The 20,450-nt window shown below is 69.6% G+C and carries 23 protein-coding genes, 1 tRNA gene and 1 riboswitch; of the genes, 13 read left to right on the top strand and 11 right to left on the bottom strand.

Translation table 11 applies throughout. The features are described 5' to 3' along the window. Window positions 1–122: 122 nt before the first annotated feature. Together ACZ5M6_RS15800 and ACZ5M6_RS15805 are read left to right on the top strand one after the other, a co-directional pair. On the top strand, window positions 123–1,169 hold the full coding sequence (locus ACZ5M6_RS15800) for a UbiA family prenyltransferase (protein WP_464159093.1): 1,047 nt from the start codon (window positions 123–125) through the stop codon (window positions 1,167–1,169). An 11-nt stretch (window positions 1,170–1,180) separates the two neighbouring features. Next, the gene (locus ACZ5M6_RS15805) at window positions 1,181–2,014 is read left to right on the top strand and encodes a DUF3298 and DUF4163 domain-containing protein (protein WP_464159094.1); all 834 of its coding nucleotides are present in this window, start codon (window positions 1,181–1,183) and stop codon (window positions 2,012–2,014) included. An 18-nt stretch (window positions 2,015–2,032) separates the two neighbouring features. On the opposite strand, the gene ACZ5M6_RS15810 is transcribed toward ACZ5M6_RS15805, so the two are convergent. From ACZ5M6_RS15810 to ACZ5M6_RS15820, 3 genes are read right to left on the bottom strand one after another with little or no spacing between them, the layout of a single operon-like run. Further along, window positions 2,033–2,968, bottom strand: a complete 936-nt coding sequence (locus ACZ5M6_RS15810) for an alpha/beta fold hydrolase (protein ID WP_191558696.1) — start codon at window positions 2,966–2,968, stop codon at window positions 2,033–2,035. 43 nt (window positions 2,969–3,011) lie between these two features. Next, the gene (locus tag ACZ5M6_RS15815) at window positions 3,012–3,209 is read right to left on the bottom strand and encodes a helix-turn-helix transcriptional regulator (protein WP_054766608.1); all 198 of its coding nucleotides are present in this window, start codon (window positions 3,207–3,209) and stop codon (window positions 3,012–3,014) included. Beyond that, window positions 3,206–3,613: a hypothetical protein gene (locus tag ACZ5M6_RS15820; protein ID WP_183215064.1), complete on the bottom strand. Its 408-nt coding sequence runs from the start codon at window positions 3,611–3,613 to the stop codon at window positions 3,206–3,208. Before ACZ5M6_RS15820 ends, ACZ5M6_RS15815 begins: the two co-directional genes overlap by 4 nt. A 128-nt stretch (window positions 3,614–3,741) precedes the next feature. Here ACZ5M6_RS15820 and ACZ5M6_RS15825 point away from each other — a divergent pair, with 128 nt between their 5' ends. Together ACZ5M6_RS15825 and ACZ5M6_RS15830 are read left to right on the top strand one after the other, a co-directional pair. After that, window positions 3,742–4,701: a fatty acid desaturase family protein gene (locus ACZ5M6_RS15825; RefSeq protein WP_152950937.1), complete on the top strand. Its 960-nt coding sequence runs from the start codon at window positions 3,742–3,744 to the stop codon at window positions 4,699–4,701. Next, window positions 4,698–5,351: a class I SAM-dependent methyltransferase gene (locus ACZ5M6_RS15830; RefSeq protein ID WP_287398030.1), complete on the top strand. Its 654-nt coding sequence runs from the start codon at window positions 4,698–4,700 to the stop codon at window positions 5,349–5,351. The genes ACZ5M6_RS15825 and ACZ5M6_RS15830 overlap by 4 nt, the downstream gene beginning before the upstream one ends. Window positions 5,352–5,388: 37 nt before the next feature. On the opposite strand, the gene ACZ5M6_RS15835 is transcribed toward ACZ5M6_RS15830, so the two are convergent. Beyond that, window positions 5,389–5,997, bottom strand: coding sequence for a type 1 glutamine amidotransferase domain-containing protein (locus ACZ5M6_RS15835; RefSeq protein WP_464159095.1), 609 nt, complete (start codon window positions 5,995–5,997; stop codon window positions 5,389–5,391). A gap of 104 nt (window positions 5,998–6,101) precedes the next feature. On the opposite strand from ACZ5M6_RS15835, the gene ACZ5M6_RS15840 reads away from it, so the two are divergent. The 3 genes from ACZ5M6_RS15840 to pgm all read left to right on the top strand — a co-directional run bounded on the left by ACZ5M6_RS15840 (window position 6,102) and on the right by pgm (window position 9,081). Next, complete coding sequence (locus ACZ5M6_RS15840) at window positions 6,102–6,497, top strand: hypothetical protein (RefSeq protein ID WP_054766613.1); 396 nt, start codon at window positions 6,102–6,104, stop codon at window positions 6,495–6,497. Between the two features lie 63 nt (window positions 6,498–6,560). Continuing rightward, window positions 6,561–7,412 (top strand): KPN_02809 family neutral zinc metallopeptidase, encoded by an 852-nt coding sequence (gene ypfJ, locus ACZ5M6_RS15845; protein ID WP_054766614.1) that lies wholly within the window; start codon window positions 6,561–6,563, stop codon window positions 7,410–7,412. A gap of 34 nt (window positions 7,413–7,446) precedes the next feature. Then, window positions 7,447–9,081 carry a phosphoglucomutase (alpha-D-glucose-1,6-bisphosphate-dependent) gene (gene pgm / locus ACZ5M6_RS15850; protein ID WP_464159096.1) on the top strand — a complete coding sequence of 545 codons (1,635 nt, stop codon included), beginning with the start codon at window positions 7,447–7,449 and terminating at the stop codon, window positions 9,079–9,081. Between the two features lie 6 nt (window positions 9,082–9,087). Here pgm and ACZ5M6_RS15855 read toward each other — a convergent pair whose 3' ends face one another. Continuing rightward, on the bottom strand, window positions 9,088–10,035 hold the full coding sequence (locus tag ACZ5M6_RS15855; RefSeq protein ID WP_464159097.1) for an aspartyl protease family protein: 948 nt from the start codon (window positions 10,033–10,035) through the stop codon (window positions 9,088–9,090). Window positions 10,036–10,246: 211 nt separating this feature from the next. Here ACZ5M6_RS15855 and thrC point away from each other — a divergent pair, with 211 nt between their 5' ends. Beyond that, window positions 10,247–11,626 (top strand): threonine synthase, encoded by a 1,380-nt coding sequence (thrC, locus tag ACZ5M6_RS15860; RefSeq protein ID WP_464159098.1) that lies wholly within the window; start codon window positions 10,247–10,249, stop codon window positions 11,624–11,626. On the opposite strand, the gene ACZ5M6_RS15865 is transcribed toward thrC, so the two are convergent. Both ACZ5M6_RS15865 and ACZ5M6_RS15870 read right to left on the bottom strand, forming a co-directional pair. Continuing rightward, window positions 11,623–12,261, bottom strand: a complete 639-nt coding sequence (locus ACZ5M6_RS15865; RefSeq protein ID WP_464159099.1) for a hypothetical protein — start codon at window positions 12,259–12,261, stop codon at window positions 11,623–11,625. The two genes, thrC and ACZ5M6_RS15865, sit on opposite strands and share 4 nt — an antisense overlap. A 68-nt stretch (window positions 12,262–12,329) precedes the next feature. Further along, a complete protein-coding gene (locus ACZ5M6_RS15870; RefSeq protein ID WP_054766619.1) occupies window positions 12,330–12,644 on the bottom strand; it encodes a CsbD family protein in 315 nt (104 codons plus the stop codon). Window positions 12,645–12,859: 215 nt separating this feature from the next. Between ACZ5M6_RS15870 and ACZ5M6_RS15875 the strand changes: the two genes are divergently transcribed. Beyond that, window positions 12,860–13,624 carry an SDR family oxidoreductase gene (locus ACZ5M6_RS15875; RefSeq protein WP_464159100.1) on the top strand — a complete coding sequence of 255 codons (765 nt, stop codon included), beginning with the start codon at window positions 12,860–12,862 and terminating at the stop codon, window positions 13,622–13,624. Window positions 13,625–13,733: 109 nt separating this feature from the next. Here ACZ5M6_RS15875 and ACZ5M6_RS15880 read toward each other — a convergent pair whose 3' ends face one another. From ACZ5M6_RS15880 to ACZ5M6_RS15895, 4 genes are all read right to left on the bottom strand, one after another. Continuing rightward, entirely contained in the window at window positions 13,734–14,009 is a 276-nt protein-coding gene (locus tag ACZ5M6_RS15880; protein ID WP_054766622.1) for a hypothetical protein, read from the bottom strand. Window positions 14,010–14,296: 287 nt separating this feature from the next. Beyond that, the gene (gene thrB, locus ACZ5M6_RS15885) at window positions 14,297–15,253 is read right to left on the bottom strand and encodes a homoserine kinase (RefSeq protein ID WP_464159101.1); all 957 of its coding nucleotides are present in this window, start codon (window positions 15,251–15,253) and stop codon (window positions 14,297–14,299) included. A gap of 3 nt (window positions 15,254–15,256) precedes the next feature. Further along, window positions 15,257–16,993: an amino acid kinase family protein gene (locus ACZ5M6_RS15890; RefSeq protein WP_183215078.1), complete on the bottom strand. Its 1,737-nt coding sequence runs from the start codon at window positions 16,991–16,993 to the stop codon at window positions 15,257–15,259. A 102-nt stretch (window positions 16,994–17,095) separates the two neighbouring features. Next, window positions 17,096–17,239, bottom strand: coding sequence for a hypothetical protein (locus ACZ5M6_RS15895; RefSeq protein WP_194166980.1), 144 nt, complete (start codon window positions 17,237–17,239; stop codon window positions 17,096–17,098). A 187-nt stretch (window positions 17,240–17,426) separates the two neighbouring features. Continuing rightward, a riboswitch (SAM riboswitch) is annotated at window positions 17,427–17,540 on the top strand. Window positions 17,541–17,618: 78 nt separating this feature from the next. Here ACZ5M6_RS15895 and metX point away from each other — a divergent pair. The 4 genes from metX (at window position 17,619) to ACZ5M6_RS15915 (ending at window position 20,447) form a co-directional block, all read left to right on the top strand. After that, the gene (gene metX / locus ACZ5M6_RS15900; protein WP_464159102.1) at window positions 17,619–18,659 is read left to right on the top strand and encodes a homoserine O-succinyltransferase MetX; all 1,041 of its coding nucleotides are present in this window, start codon (window positions 17,619–17,621) and stop codon (window positions 18,657–18,659) included. After that, a complete protein-coding gene (gene metB, locus ACZ5M6_RS15905; protein ID WP_464159103.1) occupies window positions 18,656–19,840 on the top strand; it encodes a cystathionine gamma-synthase in 1,185 nt (394 codons plus the stop codon). Before metX ends, metB begins: the two co-directional genes overlap by 4 nt. A 52-nt stretch (window positions 19,841–19,892) precedes the next feature. Next, window positions 19,893–19,967: transfer RNA gene (locus ACZ5M6_RS15910), tRNA-Glu, on the top strand. Window positions 19,968–20,180: 213 nt separating this feature from the next. Continuing rightward, entirely contained in the window at window positions 20,181–20,447 is a 267-nt protein-coding gene (locus tag ACZ5M6_RS15915; RefSeq protein ID WP_152950948.1) for a hypothetical protein, read from the top strand. The last annotated feature ends 3 nt before the right edge of the window (window positions 20,448–20,450 follow it).

Genomic DNA, 20,450 nt, shown 5'->3' on the forward strand with positions numbered 1-20,450 from the left:
CTCACTTCGCTCGACGCGCTGCTGCTTCCCCCGCAAGCGGGGGAAGGTCTTGTCGCCGACAGGCCGGCATCAGGGGGCCATTCCGCCTTCACCCTGCCCTTCATTCCGGTTAAGCCTCGGTCATGACCTCCGCCCCTCTTCCCGACGCCGGCGCCAACTGGGTGGATCGCCATGCGCCGGAGCGGCTGAAGCCCTGGCTGAAGCTGGGCCGGTTCGACCGGCCCATCGGCATATGGCTGCTGCTCCTGCCCGGCTGGCAGGGGATCGCCCTGGCCCTGGCCCAGTATCGCCAGACGCCCGGCCTCTATGACCTGTGGCTGTTCGTCGGCTTCGGGATCGGCGCCTGCTTGATGCGCGCCGCCGGCTGCGCCTTCAACGACATCGTCGACCTCGACTTCGACGCCCGGGTCGCCCGCACCGCCCTTCGCCCCATCCCCGCCGGCCTGATCAGTGTCAAACAGGCCTGGGCCTTCGTGGTAGGGTGCAGCCTGATCAGCCTCATGATCCTGCTGACCCTGCCCAAGGTCTCCATCCTGCTGGGCGTCGGCTCGTGCGCCCTGGTCGCCGCCTATCCCTTCATGAAGCGGATCACCTGGTGGCCCCAGGCCTGGCTGGGCCTGACCTTCAACTGGGGCGCCTTGATGGGGTTCGCCTCCGCCCTGCCCCTGGCGGCGGCCGCCCTTCTGCTGCCGGCCGACATCGCCGGCGAGTTCCGCCCCTTCTTCTGGTCGCCGCCCAGCGACAGCGGCCACGCCGTCGCCCTGGTCTGGCAGGCCTATGTCCCCGCCGTCCTCCTCTACCTCGGCGGCGTCTTCTGGACCCTGGGCTACGACACCGTCTACGCCCTTCAGGACATCGAGGACGACGCCATGGTCGGGGTCAAATCCTCGGCCCGCCGGCTGGCCTCGGCGGTGCGCCCCGGCGTCGCCGTCTTCTACGGGATCAGCCTGGTTCTGGCCGCCCTGGCCGGTCTTTCCGCCGGTCTCGGCCCTCTGTTCTGGCTGGGCCTGGCCCTCTACGCCGCCCATCTGGCCCGCCAAGTGGTCCGGCTGGACCGCACCGACGGCGCCCTGGCGCTGACACTGTTCAAGTCCAACCGCGAGGCGGGCTTCATCCTGCTGGCCGCCCTCGCCCTCGGATCTCTCGGCCAAAACCTGATCGGCCTGTGAAGGAGCCCCCCATGACCTCCACCGTTCGTCTGCTGCTGCTGTCCGCCGCCGTCGCCGCAACCGTCGCCGCCTGCCAGAGGCGCGAAGACAAGGCCGAGACGCCCCCGCCCGCCCCGATCACCGCCGCCCCGGTCGATCCGGCCGCCGCCGGGGCGCCGATGAGCTTCGACTCCAAGACCCAGTACGCCACGGTCAAACTGACCCTGCCGGACGCGCTCAAGTCCAAGCCCGACCTGCACGCTCCCCTCTACGCCGCCGCGGTGCGGGACCTGCGCCAGTTCTCCGAAGGCGCCCAGGCCGACCTGTCCGAGGCGGGCGGCGGACCGAACCCCTATGAAAAGACCATCGCCTTCGACCCCGGCGCCGAGACCGGCAAGCTGTTCAGCCTGGTCCGCACCGATTTCGAGTACACCGGCGGCGCCCATCCCAACACCAGCTTCTCGGCCGTCCTGTGGGACAAGGCGATGAAGAAGCGGTTGGGCTTCGCAGACCTGTTCCGACCCGGCGCTGACCTGTCGGGCCTGAACAAGGCCCTGTGCGACGCCGCCAACGCCGCCAAACAGGCTCGTTCGCCGGGATCGGAGACCGCCACCCCGGACGGTAAGATGTGGACCTGCCCCAAGGCCGTCTCCACCCCCTTCGTCCTGGCGCCCAGCACCACTCCGGGCAAGGCGGGCGGCGTCGTCTTCCTGATCGGCGCCTATCAGATCGGCCCCTATTCGGACGGTCCCTATCGGATCGCCGTGCCCCAGTCGGTCTTCCGGTCCCTGCTCAACCCGGCCTATGCCGACGAATTCGCCGGCGCGCCGGTCAAGGCCGGAGACGTCACGCCCAAGGCGGGCTGATCCCCTCGCTCGGCGGGATCAGTCCGCCAGGAACTGATCGACCCGTTGGGCGAACCTCTGCGGCTGATCGGCCATGATGAAGTGGCGGCTGTCGTCCACCCGGATCAGTTTGACGCCGGGCAGGGTCGCATATTCCCGGCCCCACAGGGCGTCGGCCATGGCCGCAGGCGCCCCGCCGTTCGCGTCGGCGGCGTAGAGCACCGTGACCGGCGTCGTCATGGCCGCCAGTCCGGGGCGGACGTCGGTCGTCATCACCTCATGAATGGCCGTGGCCAGGGCGCGGCGGTCCGAGGCCAGGGTCCAGTCGACCATGGCCGTCCGCGTCGCCGGATCGCGCGCCAGGCCGATAGCCCCCTGTTCTTGGGCCGCCCGCATCGCCGCCTCGTCCTGGCTCAGCATGGCCTGGGCCGCCTGGTCGGCGAAGGGCCGGGCCGTCTCGGGCGTCACCTGCGGGCCGAACAGGGCCGAAAAGAAGGGCAGATTGTCCACCGCCATCACCCGCCCCACGGCCTCGGGATGACGCTGGGCCAGCATCAGGGCCGACAGTCCGCCCATCGAATGGCCGATGACCGCCGGCTTTTGCAGACCGGCGGTCTGGACATAGGCCGCCAGGGCCTCGACCGCCGGCTCCAGCAGCGGCCCGTCGCCGTGGGTCCAGGGCTGACCGGCGAAGCCCGCCAGCTGGACCAGATGGACCCGGTGGGTCGCCTTCAGCCGATCGGCCGTGGCCCGCCACACCTCTCGCGAACAACCATAGCCGGGGATCAGGATCACGTCGGGTCCGCGTCCGACCACCTCGACCGACAGCCGGTCCGAAGCGAAGGCGGGAGCGACGGCCCCCGGCGTCTCGGCCAAGGCGGCGGTCACGCCGATCATCAGCGAGGGCGTGCAGACGGCCAGTCCGAACAGGGCGGCGCGCAGGCGCGGGCGCGCCTTGAAGAAGGCGTTGTACATCGGATGTCTCCTGTCTTGAGGTTTTGAAGTCGGGTCCGCCGCCTCAGGCGTGCGGGTTCTCGAAGATGTCTTCGACCGGACGGCCGAAGGTGGCGGCGATGCGATAGGCCAGGTCCAGCGACGGATCGTGCCGTTCGGTCTCCAGCGCGATCACCGCCTGTCGCGATACGCCCAGGGCCTGGCCCAACTGTTCCTGGGTCCAGCCGCGCTCGACGCGCAGCAGCTTCAGCCGGTTCTTCATCGGCTGGTCCGGATGAAGGGGGCGGTAAGGCCGTACATGCCCCAGAACAGCGGCACGATCAGCCAGGTCTGCATATGGGGCGCCCCGGCGAAGCTCTCGCCGAAGCCCCAGAAGGTGGCGACCGCCATGGCCAGCCCCGAGGAGACGATGAACTGTTTGGCCGTCACCCCCCGCACGAACTCGTCGCTTTCGCGCATCAGGGACAGGACGGCCCAGATCTGGCCGATCACCGGCGCCGACACGACCGCCGCCAAGGCCCAGGCCGCCGGCTTGCCCATCACCTCGTCAAAGGCGTCGGTCGTCATCATGGATACGCAGATCGCCACATAGGGGATGGTGAAGGCCATGATGCGAATGACGTAGCGCCTATGCGCCGGGGTGGTCGATTTTCCGAAACTCATCATATCCCGCTCTCCTCTTGTAAGGCGAACCTGACATCGCCTCCATGTAATGTCAACCTGACTTTTTGTCATTATCGCCTTACATGCCCCGTCCGGTTTCGAAAGCCCCGCAGTTGCGCTAGGATCGGCCCATGCCCGCCGCCCCGCGCATCGCCCCCTCGGCCCTGTTCGCCCCTGACGACTGGCGGCCGTTCCAGACCCGGTCGGCCTGGGTCGGGCCGCTGCTGGTCGCCCATTGCTGGGGGGTCATCGCCCTGGCGGTCGGGGCGGGGGTCCTGATCCCCTGGCTGATCCCGATCTGCGTCATGATCATCGGCACGCGCCAGCTGGGCCTGGCCATATTGATGCATGAGGCGGCCCACGGCGGCCTGTCCAAGGATCTGCGTCTGAACGACCTTCTGGGCCAATGGCTGTGCGCCGTCCCGATCGGGGCGGACCTTGGCGCCTATCGCCCCTATCATCTGAACCACCACCGCTTCGCCCAGCAGCCGGAAGACCCCGACCTGATGCTGTCGGCGCCCTTTCCCGTCTCCCCCGCCTCGCTCCGCCGCAAGATGATCCGCGACCTGACCGGACAGACCTTCTTCAAACAGAGGATCGTCCTGCCCCTCGCCCTGGCGGCCCGATCAAAGAGCGCAAAGGGCGAAGCGGCCGCCGATCCCGCGCATGAGTATGACGCGGTGGTGACCGGCCGATCGGTCCTGCCCTTCCTGGTCTTCAATACGATCCTGCTGGCCGGCTTCATCGCCGCAGGCGTCTGGTGGGCCTTCTTCGCCCTGTGGCTGCTGCCGATGGCGACCTGGTTTCCGCTGGTGACGCGGCTCCGGAACATCGCCGAACACGCCTGCGTCGAAGGATCCGACGCCGACCCCTTCCGCGCGGCCCGCACCACTCGCGCCGCCTGGTGGGAGCGCGCCTTCATCGCCCCCTATTGGGTCAACTTCCACGCGGAGCATCATCTGTTCATGCACGTCCCCTGCTGGAAGCTGCCGGCGCTTCACCGGGCCGTTCGCGCCCGGCCCCAGGCGGCGGGCATGGAGGTGGCGCCGGGCTATGTCGAGGTTCTGAAGACGGCGACCCGCCGCCCGTGACCGTCATCGCCGATCCCGCCGCCTTCATCCGGACCAACACCCGGCTGCAGCCCGTCCCCCATGCGCCCGAGATCACCCTGTGGCTGGCGGACGAAGTCACCCCCATCTGGAGGCTGACGGAGGAAGAGCTGGGCGAACTGGGCCTGCCCCCGCCCTTCTGGGCCTTCGCCTGGGCGGGCGGTCAGGCGCTGGCCCGCTATCTGCTGGATCACCCGCAGGAGGTGGCCGGCAAGCAGGTGCTGGACTTCGCCGCCGGTTCGGGTCTGGTCGGTGTTGCCGCCATGCGGGCAGGCGCCGCCTGCGCCCTCTGCGCCGACATCGACCCCTTCTGCGAAGCGGCGGTCGCCGCCAACGCCCAGGCGAACGGCGTGGCCCTGGACTTCGTCGGCCACGACCTCTTGAACACCCCGCCGCCGCCCGTCGACGTCATCTGCGCGGGCGACATCTGCTATGAAAAGCCGATGACCGAGGCCGTCCTGGCCTGGCTGGGTCAGGCGCGGGCGGCGGGGACGCGGGTTCTGATCGGCGATCCGGGCCGGACCTATTTTCCGCGTTCGGGCCTGGACTTCCTGGCCGAATACCGCGTGCCCACGACCCGCGAGCTGGAGGATCAGGAGATCAAGCGCGCCGCGGTCTGGGCCCTGCCCTGAAGGGCGGCGGGAGCGATCGCCGCTCCCGCCGATCCGGTCAGTGGGCGACCGGCTGAACCCCTTGGATCTTCTCGGCCTGTTCGCGATGCCGGCCCTCGGCGAATTCCTCGATCATCTTGGCGTTGAAGGCGGGGATGTCGTCGGGATTGCGGCTGGTCACCAGACCCTGATCCACCACCACCGGCTCGTCCACCACATGGGCGCCGGCGTTTCTCAGATCGGTGCGGATGCTGTCGAAGGCCGTCATCGTTCGCCCCTCGACCACCCCCGCCTCGATCAGCAGCCAGGGCGCATGGCAGATGGCCGCCACCGGCTTTCCGGCGTCGAAGAAGGCCCGGACGAACTTGACCGCATCCTCATTCGCCCGCAGCTGGTCGGGATTGGCCACGCCGCCCGGCAGCATCAGGGCCGAATAGGCCGAGGCGTCCACCCCCGCCACCGCCTTGTCCGCCGTCACCTTGTCGCCCGGCGTCAGATGGTTGAAGCCCTGGAAGTCGCCGGCCTTCAGCGACACGATCTCGACCGCCGCCCCGGCCTCTTTCAGCGCCTCCATCGGCTCGGTCAGTTCGACCAGTTCGACGCCGTCGGTCGCCAGAATGGCGACGGTCTTGCCAGAGAGGGTCTTGCCAGAGAGGGTCTGGGCCATGGGATAACTCCTGATTTGAGGTGGGTTCGCCCTGTTCAACCCCGTGGGTCGACTGGGGTTGCGGCCGCGCTTGGCGAGACGCGATCACACCCCATCTGTCGGTCATGAGACGCGCCCTGCCCCTCCTTCTGCTCGCCGCCGCCCTCGGCCCCAGCGCGGTCCAGGCCCAGGTCGCGCCCTATCCCTATCCTCAGCCCGGCTTCCCCTATCCGGGCGGCGCCCCCGCCGCGATCGCCGATCAGCACCGCTATGAGAACGAGCGGATCCGTCTTCAGGCCCAGGCCAACGCCGCCCTGGCCCGCCGTCTGGACGCCGAGGCGGCCCAGCGACGCCTGACGCTGGAAGCGGCGCGCCAAGCGACGGCGGCGCCGGCCCCATCCGTCCACGATCTCCGCCCGGTCGCCCCGCCGGCGTCCCCATCGACGTCCCCGCCCCCCACGGCTTCGGAACCCCGACGCAGCCTCAGCGAAATCGACGCCTGGCTGGACCGCCCGCGCTGACGCATCCCTTCCCTTCCGTTCGCGTTCTGGCCTAGCTTCAGGCGGAACGGGCGGAGGGAACTCATGCGGTGGCAGGGCGGCAGGACGGGCGGCGGCGGGATCGAGGACCGTCGGGGCCTCGGAGGCGGCGCGCTCGCCGGGGGCGGTCTCGGCGTCGGCGTGCTCGCCGTCATCGGCTATCTGGTCTTCGGCATAGATCCTTCGACCACGACCCAGCTGGCCAGCCGGTTCGGCGGGGTCGGCGCGGAACAACAGGGGCAGGCCGGCACGCCTGAAGATCAGGCCGGACGCTTCGTCGATGTGGTCGGAGGCAATATCAACGACGTCTGGGCGCAGAAGCTTAACGGGTATGAACGCCCGCGCGTCGTCATCTACGAACAGGGCACTTCGACCGGCTGCGGCTACGGCCAGTCGGCCATGGGCCCCTTCTATTGTCCGACCGACCGCACCGTCTATCTGGACCTGGGCTTCTGGCAGGAGATGGAGACCCAGCTGGGCGCCTCGGGCGCCGACTTCGCCCGCGCCTATGTCATCGCCCATGAGTTCGGCCACCACGTCCAGACCCTGACCGGAACCTCCGACCAGGTGCGTCAGGCCCAGCAGCGCGCTAGGGGCGAGGCCGAGGCCAACCGCTATTCGGTGGCGCTGGAGCTTCAGGCCGATTGCTATGCCGGGGTCTGGGCCCGAAACGCCGCCGCCGTGTCGAACGGCGAGGTGGCGCTGGAGCCCGGCGACATCGAAGAGGGGATGAAGACGGCCCAGGCCATCGGCGACGATACGCTGCAACGCCGGGCGGGCGGGCGCGTCTCGCCCGAAAGCTTCACCCACGGCTCCTCGGCCCAGCGGGTCGAATGGCTGCAACGCGGCTATCAGTCCGGCGACCCCGCCGCCTGCGACACCTTCAGCGGCGCCTGAGCCGCCAGCCTTCAGACTTCAGTACGGACCTCCCATGCATCCTCGCGCCGGCCAGACCGCTCTCGCCGAAGACCTGATCGACCTGGACGCCCTGCTGGGCGCCTATGAGAGCGTCGTTCCCGACATGGGCGATCCGGGCCAGAGGGTGGTCTTCGGCACCTCGGGCCATCGCGGCTCCAGCCTGGACGGCGCCTTCAACCAGACCCACATCCTGGCGATCGCCCAGTCGATCGCCGACTATCGCGCCGCCCAGGGGATCGACGGCCCCCTGTTCATCGGCCGCGACACCCACGCCCTGTCCGAGCCCGCCTTCCGCACCACGATCCAGGTTCTGGTCGCCAACGGGGTGGAGGTGCTGATCGATTCCGGCGACGGCTTCACCCCGACCCCGGCCGTCTCCCACGCCATACTGACCCATAATCGGACCGGGCGGCGTCAGGCTGACGGCGTCCTGATCACCCCGTCGCACAATCCGCCGCGCGACGGCGGTCTGAAGTACAATCCCCCCTCGGGCGGCCCGGCCGGGAGCGAGGCGACCGCCGCCATCGCCGCCCGCGCCAATCAGCTGATCGAAGACGGCCTGTCCGGGGTCAAACGCCTGCCCTTCGACCAGGCCTTGGCGGCCGCCGGCCGGTTCGACTTCATGACCGCCTATGTCGACGACCTCGACAGTGTCCTGGATCTGGACGCGATCCGCGATGCGGGGGTGCGCATCGGCGCCGATCCCCTGGGCGGGGCGGCGGTCGCCTATTGGGGCCGGATCGCCGAACGCTGGGACCTGGACCTGACCGTGGTCAATGCGGCCGTCGATCCGCGCTGGGCCTTCATGCCGCTGGACGCCGACGGCAAGATTCGCATGGACTGCTCCTCCCCCTCGGCCATGGCGGGTCTGATCGGCATGATGCAGGGCGGCTCGGCCTATGACGTCGCCTTCGGCAATGACGCCGACGCCGACCGGCACGGGATCGTCACGCCCGACGGGGGCCTGATGAACCCCAACCACTTCCTGACCGCCGCCATCGCCTATCTGTTCGCCCATCGGCCCGGCTGGGGTCCGCAGGTGGCGGTGGGCAAGACCCTGGTCTCCTCCTCCATGATCGACCGGGTCGTGGCGGGCCTGGGTCGCCGCCTGCTGGAAACGCCCGTCGGCTTCAAACATTTCGTGCCCGGCCTGCTGGACGGGACCGTCGGCTTCGGCGGAGAGGAATCGGCCGGCGCCTCCTTCCTGCGCCGCGACGGAACGGTCTGGTCCACCGACAAGGACGGCCTCATTCTCTGCCTGCTGGCGGCCGAGATTCAGGCGCGCACCGGCGCCGGCGCCGACCGCCTCTACGCCGATCTGACCGACCGCTACGGCGCCCCCGCCTACGCCCGGATCGACGCTCCCGCCGACAGGGCGCAAAAGGCGCGGCTGGCAGCTCTCAGCCCCTCGGACGTGACCGCGACCACCCTGGCCGGTCAGCCCATCTCCGACATCCTGACCCAGGCCCCCGGCAACGGCGAGCCGATCGGGGGTCTGAAGGTCGTGACCGCCGACGCCTGGTTCGCCGCCCGTCCGTCCGGCACCGAGGACGTCTACAAGATCTACGCCGAATCCTTCCTCGGCCCCGACCATCTGGCCCAGGTCCAGACCGAGGCCAAGGCGGTGGTGGCGGCGGCGCTCTCCTGATCGGCGTCACCGCCCGACGGTGATCTCCATCGGCCGCGAGACGAACAGGCCCGGCCCGCCCAGGTCCAGCACCAGCCGGCGATCCTCAAAGGCCGCCATGCCGACCAGGGCGTCGGGGAAGCCCGGCACGGCCACATTGTCGTAAACCGCCACCTCGGCCCGGCGATACAGGGCGTCGCCGATGGTCAGGGTGCGCACGACCACCGTCTCGGCCCCCACCACCCCGCCCAGGACGATGCTCTGGCCGGCCGTGCGCGGTCGCCCGTCCAGCAGGCCGGCCGCCTGGGCCGTTTCGCGCGTCACCGCCAGCACGGCCGAGGCGCCGGTGTCCACCACCGCCCGGACCGTCGCCCCCTCGACCGTGATGGTCGTCTCCAGCGCCCGTCCGGCGCGCCGCACCGCGATCGGCGCCAGATCCCGGCCCGGCGTCCAGCCGTCTCTGGCCAGAAACCGCATCCGCCGGCGGTCGGTGTCCAGCTCCAGCACCACCTGGCTCAGCACGTCCTGGCCGATGATCAGGGGCGCGCCCAGACCCTGTTCGCCGGCCAGCGGCCCCAGGTTCAGTATGGCGGTTCTCAGCCCGTCCAGCCTGAGGCCGCCGATCCGGACGTCCAGGGTCGCGGCCCGCCCCATCTGGGCCCCGCCCCCGACCCCATAGGCGACCATCGGCAGGGGAAGGCCCTCGCCCAGCCCCAGCCGATCCACCAGGGCGCGATCAATCACCGAATACTGGGCGCCGGAATCGACCAGGGCCCGGACCGGCGTCCCGTTCAGCAGAACCTCCACCGTCGGCGTCGCCGCGCGCGGCTGAGCATAGCCCAGCCAGCCCGAAGACCCGTCCGGTCCAAACCCCGCCTGGGGCTGTCGCCACAGCACATGGTCCCTCAGCCACCAAGCCCCGGCCACGCCGCCGGCGACCAGGCCCAGCCGGATCAGGAGATCGCGTCTTCTCATGTCTGATCACATGGACCGTCCGGCGCTTGGACGCCAGCGGGGACGATGGTCGCAGGGCCGTCCGCCACTGCGGTTTCGCGCGAGCGGCCCTCGAAAATCAGCACGAAATTGTCGCAAACGAGCTCGCACGCCGCCCGCCCGACAATTTCCTCCCGCGCATCGCCAGAAACCGGGTGACGCCGCCGCCCCGTCTGGCTAGGACCAGACCACTATGAGCACCTCCAGCGCCCGTTACGTCTCCACCCGCGGCCAGGCCCCCCAGACCGATTTCGCCGACGCCCTGCTGCGCGGCATCGCCCCCGACGGCGGCCTCTATATGCCGACCGCCTGGCCGAGGTTGTCGCCCTCGGCCTGGGACGCGAGCGCCGACTACAAGTCCATCGCCCTGCAAGCCGTCGCCCCCTTCATCGGCGACGCCCTGCCGGCGGGCGCGCTCGACCGCGCCCTGGACCGGCTGACGGCCGGCTTCGCCCATCCCGCCGTCACCCCCCTGGTGGAGCTTGAGCCCGGCCTGTTCGTGCTGGAGCTGTTCCACGGCCCCACCGCCGCCTTCAAGGACCTGGCGATGCAGCTGGTCGCCGCCCTGACGGACGAGGCCCTGGCGGCGTCCGGCGAGCGTCTGACCATTCTCACCGCCACCTCCGGCGACACCGGCGCCGCCGCCGTGCGCGCCTTCGCCGGCGCCCAATCCGTCGATCTGGTGGTGCTGCACCCGCTGGACCGCGTCTCGCCGGTTCAGCGCAAACAGATGACCACGGTCCAGGCCGACAATGTGCTGAACCTGGCCGTGCGCGGCGACTTCGACGACTGCCAGCGTCTGGTGAAGGGCCTGCTCGCCGAAGACGCCTTACGCGAACGCGGCCGCCTGTCCTCGGTCAACTCCATCAACTGGGCCCGGCTGGCGGGCCAGATCCCCTATTATGTGTCGGCTGTGGCCCAGCTGGGCGGCCCGGCCACCTTCGTCGTTCCCACCGGCAATTTCGGCGACGCCTTCGCCGGCATCGCCGCCGCCCATATGGGCCTGCCGTCCAACGGCTTCGTCGCGGCGGTGAACCAGAACGACGCCCTGGCCCGCGCCGTCAACGACGGCCTCTATTCGCGCCGTCCCGCGATCGAGAGCGGCAGCGTCTCCATGGACGTCCAGGCCCCGTCCAACTTCGAACGCCTGGTCTATGAGGCGACCGGCCGCGACGGCGACCGCACCCGCGCCGTGTTCGAAACCTTCGCCCGCGACGGCGCCGTCGCCTTCGATCCGGATCTGCTGACCGCCCTGCGCGCCGCCGTCTCGGCCGTCTCCATCGACGAGACCGAGACCCGGGCCGAGATCGCCCACGCCCATGAGACCTGGGGCCGCGTCGTCTGCCCCCACACCGCCGTGGCCCTGGCCGCCGCCCGCCGGATCGACCGTTCGACCGGCCCCGTCGTCGCCCTGTCCACCGCCCATCCGTCCAAGTTCGGCGCCTTCGTCTCCGACGTCCTGGGCTTCGAACCCGAACCGGCTCCCGTCATCGCCGCCCTGGGCGATCAGGCCGAACGGATGACGATCGTGGACGCCGACCTGAAGGCCGTCCTGGCGGAAATCAAAGCTTAGGACGAGGACGAAATCGCCTGGCTCAACCGGCCCAGGCCGTAGTTCAGCCCGCACTTCACATCGTATTGGCGCGCCACCGACAGGATCGGCCGCCAGTCCCAGGTCTTGAACTCGCCGTCGTCGGCCCGCTTCATCAGGGCCTTGGACGCCTCTTCGCGTCCCTGCCACACGGCGGCGTAGATCAGGCCGAACTCGCGCCCGCCCAGGACCGTATCCTCCAGCGTCCGGCGCGACGACTGGGCCAGGGTCGATCCGGCCGAGAACCAGTTGGCGCTGGCGTTGGGCGAGGCCACGCCCCCGATGGCCGCCAGAGCCAATCCGGCGATGTCCAGGCTGCTGCGGGTCGCATTCCGGTCGATCGAGACGGCGGTCAGATAGCGGTCGCATCGCAGATCGGATTCGGCGACCAGGGCGTAGACCAGCTGCCTGCCCCGGGTCTCGGCGTTCCATTTCGCCCACTGCTCGTCCATCCGAGTCTCGGCGGCCTTGCTCGCCTCGGCCGTCACCACGTCCACGCCCAGCACATGGCCTGAACCGCCGACGCCCAGTTCGCCCTGGGGCTTCATCTTCAGCGTGGTGCAGCCCCCGGCCGCAAGGCAGGCGGCGATTACGGCGCCCCTCATGGTCATACGCATAGGCGGCCTCCCCTTTGCAGGGGAGACTGCGTCAACAATCAGACGTTGTCAAACCGTCGGTATGCGAACTAGCGGCGACGGCCGCCCGTCAGCATGCCCATCAGCAGCAGGCCGACGCCGGCCACCGACAGGGTGGTCACCAGCGGCCGCTTGCGCGCCTCGGCGGCGACGGTGCGGGCCTTGTCGCGATAGTCGGCCGGCGCCTTTTCGACCAGCCGATCGACCGCGTCCATCGCCTTGCCGAAGGTCTCCAGCGACCGGCCCTTGGCGTCCTCGAACGCGCCTTCGACCTGCAGCTTCTGGTCGCCGACCAGCTTGCCGAAACCCTTCTTGGTCTTGCCGGTCGCCTGATACGCGGCGCCCTCGATCCGTTCGTCAGTCATGGTGAAATCTCATCCTCGGGGAGCGCGGCCGTGGCCGCATCTCCACCAAAACCCCAGCCCGGCCTTCAGTTCCAGCGACAAGGCGGCGCAGGCGGCGGATTTTTCCAATCCCACAGCCGCTTCCCGCCAGCCGGAACCGCGCGCGCCCTCTAGACCCGCCGCGTTCGGCCGTGTCGCCCCGCGACCGGCCTCCAAACGCAAAGAGGAGAGCCCTCGTGTACGCTCTGAAAGACAAGGTCGCCGTCGTCACCGGCGCCAGCTCCGGCATCGGCCAGGCGGCCGCCCGACTGTTCGCCCGCCTGGGCGCCAAGGTGGTGGTTTCCGCCCGCCGAGAAGCCGAACTCGCCGCCCTGGTCGCGGCCATACAGGCCGAAGGGGGCGAGGCCTGCGCAGTCCCAGGCGACGTCTGTGACGAGGCCACGGCCGCGGCCCTGACGGCGGCGGCGGAGCAGCGGTTCGGCGGCCTGGACATCGCCTTCAACAACGCCGGCGCCATCCCCGAAACCGCCCCGACGCCGGACCTGTCGGTCGCCGGCTGGAAACAGACCCTGGACATCAACCTGACCGGCGCCTTCCTGTGCGCCAAACATCAGATCCCCGCCATGCAGAGGCGCGGCGGCGGCTCGATCGTCTTCACCTCCACCTTCGTCGGCCATACCGTCGGCTTTCCGGGCATGGCGGCCTACGCCTCGGCCAAGGCGGGTCTGATCGGCCTGACCCAGGTCATCGCGGCCGAGTTCGGCGCCCAGAACATCCGCGCCAACGCCCTGCTGTGCGGCGGGGTGGACACGCCGATGGGCCGGGCCGTCGCCGACACCCCCGAAACCCTGGCCTTCGTCTCGGGCCTGCACGCCCTCAAACGCATCGCCCAGCCCGAGGAAATCGCCCAGGCCGCCGCCTTCCTGGCCTCCGACGCCGCCGGCTTCATGACCGGCACGGCGACACGGGTGGACGGCGGCGTCTCCATCTGCCGGACCTGATCTCGGGGCGATGTCTCCTCCCCCTCTGGGGGAGGTGGCGCGGCGCCTCTTCGGCGCCGTGACGGAGGGGTTCTGGACCTAGGGTCCAGTGCGACCGGGCCGGATGCGATCAGCCGCCCCCGGGGCCATCAATGATCACCCAGGTCGCCCCATCCATTGCAACCATGACGTCCTGCCGCACCCACTGACCAGCGGCGTCCCGCTGGCGATAGCGGCATCCGAACTCGGTCGGCTCCTCAGGAATGTCGTGGCAACGCAGCCGGTCGATCTCGGACGACGAAATCGCAAGCACGCCCGCCAGATCCGCGCGGCTTGGACCGATTGGTGAGGCGCACCCGCCGATTAGCAGCAGGATGGCCGACAGGATCTTGAGCAGCTTCGTCATAAGGTCAAGTTGCCAGGCTTTGGGCGGCTAACAACCTCGCACGCACTTGGGCCCCGCCAAAGCCCTCGCCATCCCAATCCCGCAAACAAAACCGCGCCTTTTCAAATCCCTGGCGCCCGAAAACATCCCTCAACCTAACACTCCTCAAACCGTGCCATACTCCCTGCCCGGTCTTTGAAAACTGACGCCACGCCTCCAACCGCCAAAGTCGCTCCCGTCGATTTCGGACAGATCGGACAGATCGGACACATCGGACACTGTTTTTCCCTGTCCGACGTATCGTCCCCTCAGACGGTCTCCACCGCCCGCCAGTGATCCATCCGCCGCAGGAAGACCGCCGGGTCCTTGGGCGTCACCAGTTTGGACGGGTCGTGGAAGATGCGGTCGTGTAGGCGGGTGACGGTGAACCTCAGGGCCGCCGCCTCGCCCAGTCGGGGCAGGGTCGCGCGTTCGGCCTCGTTCAGCGGCCGCACCGCCTCATAGCCGCGCTGGAAGGCCGCCAAAGCGTGCGGCATGGGCCGCCCCTCGGCGTCGAAGCCCCAGGCCGACAGGGCGATGGCCAGGTCATAGACCAGCGGTCCGGTGCAGCCGAAATAGAAGTCGATCACGGCCGAAACGGTCCCGTTCTCGAACAGGATGTTGTCGGGGAAATAGTCGGCATGGATCGCCCCGGTCGGCAGATCGTCCGCAAACGGATTATCCAGCCGCACCAGCGCCGCCTCGACCTGATCCAGCAGGCTGCGGTCCTCGCCCGAGGCGCCCGCCGCGCACCGGTCCGCCAGCCGCCGCCACATGGCCGGCCCGACCGGATTCTCGCGCCGCCCGGCGAAGCTCTGGGCCGTCTGGTGCAGCCGCGCCAGCACCGCCCCCGCCGCCGCCTGATCGGCCTCGGACGGATGGCGCAGCCAGGCGCCGGTCTTCCATTCGATCACCGCCGCCGCCCGGCCGTTCAGCCGTCCCAGCCATCCGCCCGAACGGTCCTCGATCGGCGTCGGGCAGGGAAAGCCCCGCCCCGCCAGATGGGCCGTCAGCCCCAGGCAGAAGGGCAGAGACGCCTCGTCCGTCCGCGCCTCGAACAGGGTCAGGACGAACCGTCTGCGGCTCGCCCCGTCCTGGGTCTCCAGCCGGTAGTTGGTGTTCTCCACCCCCTCGGCGATGGCGGCCAGTTCGACCACCTCGCCCAGGTCGTAGCCGGCCAGGAACGCCCTGGCCTCGTCCAGCGCAACGGGGGTGAAGACGGCCATGGCCTAGTTCAGGCCCGCGTCGGCGCGGCGCGCGCGCACGATCTCGGCCAGATCGGCCATGATGCTCTCGGTCGTGGCCCAGCGGCCGGCGCCCCGGCCCCGGCAGCGCCACACCCGCCCGTCGGCGCCGTAAACCTTCAGGGCGTTGCCCTCGCCGCGCAGGCTGGAGAACAAGGGGTCGCCGTGCCCGGCCGTCAGCTTGACCGACGGCGTGATGACCCCGTCCTTCAGATGGGCGGCGCCGATCTGGCGCACCCCGCCCTCGGCCGACGTCGCCTCGGTCAGGCAGTCGCGCGGGACCTCGCCGTCGGGCGAGCGGCCGAAGGCCTCGTGGCACAGCAGCCGCACCTTGGCGGCGGCGTCCAGCCCCTCCAGGTCCGCCGACGGATCCTCTTCCGCAAAGCCCGCCGCCCGGGCGTCGGCCAGGGCCTCGGCGAAGGCCGCCCCGTCGCCCAGCCGCTCCAGCATGAAGTTGACCGTGCCGTTCAGCACCGCCTCGAACCCGACCACCTCGCCGGCGGCGCGGGCCGCCCGCACCGTCTCGATCATCGGCGAGCCCCCGCCGACCGAGGCCGACCAGAAGATCCGTCGCCCCTTGGCCTTGGCCAGATCCTGAAGCCCGCCGGGATCGCGGCTGACCGCCTGTTTGTTGGCGCTGGCCACGTCGCAGCCGGCCTCCAGGGCGGCGCGGATCACCGCATGGCCCGCCTCGCCTTCCGACAGGGCCTCCAGCACGATGTCCGGCTTCTTGGCCCAGAGGACCGCCGGGTCGGCGGTGAACAGGGACTGCGGGCAGGCCACGTCGCGGACCTTCTTCGGGTTGCGCACCAGCACCCCCACCACGTCATAGCGCGGATCGTTCAGCAACCGCGCCAGGACCCCGCCGCCCACCACGCCGCAGCCGGCGACCGCCACCTTCAGCGGCGGCAGGGCCGGCGCCGGTCCGGGGGGCGCCGACCGCTTGCCGATCACCGTGCCGTCGGCCCGGTCCAGGGCCGCGACCTCGATCTCCACGCCCCGGCTCTCGCCCAGGTCGATCGCGTCGTGCTGCACCAGGGCGCCGCCCAGCTTGCGCGCCACGTCCCAGGACGCCCGGCGATAGCGCAGGGCCGGGGCCGTCCGGTCGTTCGGATCATGGTCGTACAGGCCGTCGACGTCCTTCACCAGCCGCACCCTCTTCAGGCCCAGTTCGGCAGCCAGGAAGACCGCCGTCAGGTCCGACCCGCCCCGGCCCAGGAGGGCGATCCGCCCGTCCGGCCGCACCGCGCCGAAGCCGGGAACCACCACCACCTCGTGCCGGTCCAGCGCCTGTTTCAGATGGTCGGGCCGCAGGCCGCAGGGGCGCGAATGCTCCGGTTCGCCCTCGGCGACGATGCCCAGCTCTCGCACCGACAGGGCGCAGGCGTCCAGGCCGATCCGGTCGCAGGCGATGGCGACCAGGGCCGCCGACTTCTCCTCGCCCAGGGCCACATAGCCGGGCAGCAGTTCGTTGGAATGGGCGAGGCCCAGGGCCCGCGCCTCGCCCAGCATCTGGTCGGTCGCCCCGCCGAAGGCCGAGACCACCGCCACCACCTTCCGTCCCGCCCGCACATGGCCGTAGACGGCCGAGGCCACCAGCGGCGCCTCCGCCGGGGTTCGCAGGATTGACGACCCGAACTTCAGCACCACCACCTCGGCGGCGGGCTGTTTACTCGGTTCGAGGTTCTCGGATTTCTCTACGACGGCGAGGGAGGCTGACATTGGGTTTCTCGGGCGATGTTCGGAAGGGGTGGGGTGAAATGAAAAACCCCGCCTGGCGGACCGGGCGGGGTTCGGGTTCTGCGGTTGCCGGTGTTCGGCGCGCTAAACTCGTCCCGCCCGTGAGGGCATGGTGGTGGTGGTACCGGTGGTGCCGCCAATAATCGAGCCGCCAATGGCCATGCCGAAGGCCGTCGCGGCGAGGCCGGCGACGGTCGAAACTTCGGCGATGAGCAGGTGCTGGCGCACAGGTCTGATCCGGTTGAAATCTGAGCCTAGGGTGATCGGACCCCACCCTCGCTGTCAAGCCGCATTGGATGATTTTTTCGCAACGACGACTTTCGGGGTCGTTTCAGACCAGCCAAGGCCGCGCGAACTATCAACTTGGGTTGAATTTTTCGCTTGACCGGCTCCGCCTGTTTGATCAACGTAAGATCACTCATCAAGACCGGCTGAGGGATTAGGCCCTTTGACGCCGGGGCAACCATCGGGTTCCGCCCGAAACGGTGCCAACTCCTGCGGGGTCCTTCGGGGTCGCGAGAGATGAGTGGAGCATCGACGAGGCGACGCTCCACGATCTGTCACCGCATCGAGCCTTGCTGAGCGAGAACGATGCGGACGACGATAGATGACCCTGGCTGAAACATCCCTGCTCGAAGAACCCGACTGTCGGCCCCAGCCGACGGCCAAGCCTGTGCGCGAACGCGGCGGCGCCCGCGACGTGATCGTTCCCCTTCCCGCCGACTTCCGCCTCGCTTCCGGCGAAAAACTGAAACAGCCCAACGTCATCGGCCGCCTGCACGGCCGCGCCGGGGCGCCCGTCGTCGTGGTGGCCGGCGGCATTTCGGCCGGCCGGTTCGTCCACCGCACCGAGACCAACGGCCTGGGCTGGTGGTCCGGCGCCGTCTCCGTGCGCGGCCCCATCGACCTGTCGCGGCTTCAGGTCCTGGCCGTCGACTTCGCGCCCGGCCAGGAGTTCCAAGATGCGCCCGTCACCATCACCACCCACGACCAGGCCCGCCTGCTGGCCCTGGTTCTGAACCATCTGCGGATCGAACGGGTCGCCGCCTTCGTCGGCTGTTCCTACGGGGGCATGGTCGCCCTGGCCTTCGCCGAACTCTATCCCGACTGGGCCGAACAGCTGATCGTCGTCTCGGCCGCCCACCGCGCCCATCCCCAGGCCACGGCCTGGCGCGGCATCCAGCGCCGCATTCTTCAGTTCGCCGTCGACGCCGGCCGACCGGAAGAAGGCGTCGCCCTGGCCCGCGAACTGGCCATGACCACCTATCGCACGGCGGAAGAGTTCAACGACCGCTTCGACACCACCGCCCCGGCCGCCGTCGGCGGCGCCTATCCCATCTGCGACTATCTGACGGCGCGGGGCCAGGCCTACCGCACCCACACCACCCCGACCCGCTGGCTGTCGATGTCGGATTCGCTGGATCGCCACAGCGTGACGCCCGAGGCCATAACCACCCCCGTCACCCTGATCGGCTTCACCTCCGACCGGCTGGTGCCGATCGACGACATGCGCGAACTGGCCGCGCGCCTGCCGACCCTGTGGCGCTTCGTCGAGGCGCCCTCCCTCTACGGCCACGACGCCTTTTTGAAGGAGGACGCCTTCGTCGGCGAAGTCCTCCGCGCCGCTTTCAAGGACATCAAAGCATGACTGCCCGTATCGCCAATCCGCACACCATCGCCGCCCGCACGGGCGTGGATTCGGACACGGCCCACGGCGCGGTCATGCCGCCGCTCTATCTGTCGTCCAACTATTCCTTCGCCGGCTTCGACCAGAAGCGGAAGTACGACTACAGCCGATCGGGCAATCCGACCCGCGACGTCCTGGCCGAGACCCTGGCCGAGCTGGAGGGCGGCGCCGGCTGCGTCATCACCGCCACCGGCATGGCCGCAGTCGATCTGCCCCTGGCCCTGCTGGAGCCCGGCGACCTGCTGATCGCCCCGCACGACTGTTACGGCGGCACCTGCCGCCTGCTGAACGCCCGCGCCCGCAAAGGCCATTTCGAGCTGCTGCTGGTCGATCAGGGCGATCCGGAAGCCCTCGAAGCCGCCCTGGCGCTGAAGCCCAAGCTGGTGCTGGTCGAGACCCCGTCAAACCCGCTGCTTCGTCTGGTCGATGTCGCCGACATCTGCACCCGCGCCCATGCGGCGGGCGCCAAGGTCGTCTGCGACAACACCTTCCTGTCGCCGGCCCTTCAGAACCCGATCAAGCTGGGCGCCGACTTCGTGGTCCATTCCACGACCAAGTTCATCAACGGCCATTCCGACGTGGTCGGCGGCGCGGTCGTGTCGGCCGACGCCGAGGATCACCAGACCCTGGCCTGGTGGGCCAACTGCACCGGCGTGACCGGCTCGCCCTTCGACGCCTATCTGACCCTGCGCGGCGTGCGCACCCTGTTCGCCCGGATCGAGCGGCAGCAGGCCACGGCCGGCGCGATCGCCCAAAGGCTGGCCGGCCACCCGGCGGTCAAGGCCGTCCACTATCCGGGCCTGAAGTCCCACCCGAACCACGCCCTGGTCACGGCCCAGCAAGCGGGGCCGGGCGCCATGCTCAGCTTCGAACTGGCGGGCGGGGCCGAGGCGGTGCGGACCCTGGTCGAAAGCCTGGACGTCTTCACCCTGGCCGAATCCCTGGGCGGGGTTGAAAGCCTGATCGCCCATCCCGCCACCATGACCCACGCCGCCATGACGCCGGAACAGCGCGCCACCGCCGGCATCGGCGACGGCTTGGTGCGGCTGTCGGTCGGGCTGGAACATGTCGAGGATCTGATCGCCGACCTGTTCCCGGCGCTGGACGCCCTCTCGCCGGCCGAAGCGGCCGAGGCGGCGTGATTTTTCGCTTGCAGAAGGGACCAATCCGGGGCAAATGCGCCGCCCCGGCCGCGGTCCCTTCGTCTATCGGTTAGGACGTCAGGTTTTCAACCTGAAAAGAGGGGTTCGATTCCCCTAGGGACTGCCACCGGCGCCGTTCATCGGCGGCATGACGAGGCGTATTGAGAAAGCGCTCCGCCTCCAGATTAAGATTTCAGTAAGCATTTTGTTCGGATCGAGACACCAAGTCATTCGAATCACGGACTTTTTTCGGGCGCAGTCAGGAACTATCCACAGGCGTTGTGGTTAATTCCCCGTTAGCGCGGCGCAGAAGCGCCTGTCCTTCTGAACCGAGATCCTGATGTATATCGCCATCGCCCGTCCGGCGGTGGAGCCCCAAGGCCCCGACGCCGTCGCCGTCCCCGGCTCTCCCGCCATCGTCGAACTGTCGCCCCGCGCCCTGCATGCGCGCCTTCTTGAGAACGCCGCCCTCAGGCGGATGCGCGGCCTGGAGCGCCGCCGCGAGCATCGGCTGGAAGACGCCGACTACTGGCTGCATGCCGCGCCGATGGCCGTGCGAAAGGCCAGCGCCCTGCGCGAGGACAAGAGTTTCGCCCCCCTGCCCTGATCA

The organism is Brevundimonas sp. Br13, assembly GCF_055391505.1.

Excerpts from the sequence above, each read along its gene's own strand:
- ACZ5M6_RS15800 (WP_464159093.1), top strand. The coding sequence starts at position 123 with ATGACCTCCGCCCCTCTTCCCGACGCCGGCGCCAACTGGGTGGATCGC.
- ACZ5M6_RS15870 (WP_054766619.1), bottom strand. The coding sequence starts at position 12,644 with ATGACTGACGAACGGATCGAGGGCGCCGCGTATCAGGCGACCGGCAAG.
- thrC (WP_464159098.1), top strand. The coding sequence starts at position 10,247 with ATGAGCACCTCCAGCGCCCGTTACGTCTCCACCCGCGGCCAGGCCCCC.
- ACZ5M6_RS15835 (WP_464159095.1), bottom strand. The coding sequence starts at position 5,997 with ATGGCCCAGACCCTCTCTGGCAAGACCCTCTCTGGCAAGACCGTCGCC.
- ACZ5M6_RS15815 (WP_054766608.1), bottom strand. The coding sequence starts at position 3,209 with ATGAAGAACCGGCTGAAGCTGCTGCGCGTCGAGCGCGGCTGGACCCAG.
- ACZ5M6_RS15810 (WP_191558696.1), bottom strand. The coding sequence starts at position 2,968 with ATGTACAACGCCTTCTTCAAGGCGCGCCCGCGCCTGCGCGCCGCCCTG.
- ACZ5M6_RS15880 (WP_054766622.1), bottom strand. The coding sequence starts at position 14,009 with ATGACGAAGCTGCTCAAGATCCTGTCGGCCATCCTGCTGCTAATCGGC.
- ACZ5M6_RS15805 (WP_464159094.1), top strand. The coding sequence starts at position 1,181 with ATGACCTCCACCGTTCGTCTGCTGCTGCTGTCCGCCGCCGTCGCCGCA.
- metX (WP_464159102.1), top strand. The coding sequence starts at position 17,619 with ATGACCCTGGCTGAAACATCCCTGCTCGAAGAACCCGACTGTCGGCCC.
- pgm (WP_464159096.1), top strand. The coding sequence starts at position 7,447 with ATGCATCCTCGCGCCGGCCAGACCGCTCTCGCCGAAGACCTGATCGAC.
- ACZ5M6_RS15840 (WP_054766613.1), top strand. The coding sequence starts at position 6,102 with ATGAGACGCGCCCTGCCCCTCCTTCTGCTCGCCGCCGCCCTCGGCCCC.
- ypfJ (WP_054766614.1), top strand. The coding sequence starts at position 6,561 with ATGCGGTGGCAGGGCGGCAGGACGGGCGGCGGCGGGATCGAGGACCGT.
- ACZ5M6_RS15855 (WP_464159097.1), bottom strand. The coding sequence starts at position 10,035 with ATGAGAAGACGCGATCTCCTGATCCGGCTGGGCCTGGTCGCCGGCGGC.
- ACZ5M6_RS15820 (WP_183215064.1), bottom strand. The coding sequence starts at position 3,613 with ATGATGAGTTTCGGAAAATCGACCACCCCGGCGCATAGGCGCTACGTC.
- ACZ5M6_RS15825 (WP_152950937.1), top strand. The coding sequence starts at position 3,742 with ATGCCCGCCGCCCCGCGCATCGCCCCCTCGGCCCTGTTCGCCCCTGAC.
- ACZ5M6_RS15890 (WP_183215078.1), bottom strand. The coding sequence starts at position 16,993 with ATGTCAGCCTCCCTCGCCGTCGTAGAGAAATCCGAGAACCTCGAACCG.
- thrB (WP_464159101.1), bottom strand. The coding sequence starts at position 15,253 with ATGGCCGTCTTCACCCCCGTTGCGCTGGACGAGGCCAGGGCGTTCCTG.
- ACZ5M6_RS15865 (WP_464159099.1), bottom strand. The coding sequence starts at position 12,261 with ATGCGTATGACCATGAGGGGCGCCGTAATCGCCGCCTGCCTTGCGGCC.
- metB (WP_464159103.1), top strand. The coding sequence starts at position 18,656 with ATGACTGCCCGTATCGCCAATCCGCACACCATCGCCGCCCGCACGGGC.
- ACZ5M6_RS15915 (WP_152950948.1), top strand. The coding sequence starts at position 20,181 with ATGTATATCGCCATCGCCCGTCCGGCGGTGGAGCCCCAAGGCCCCGAC.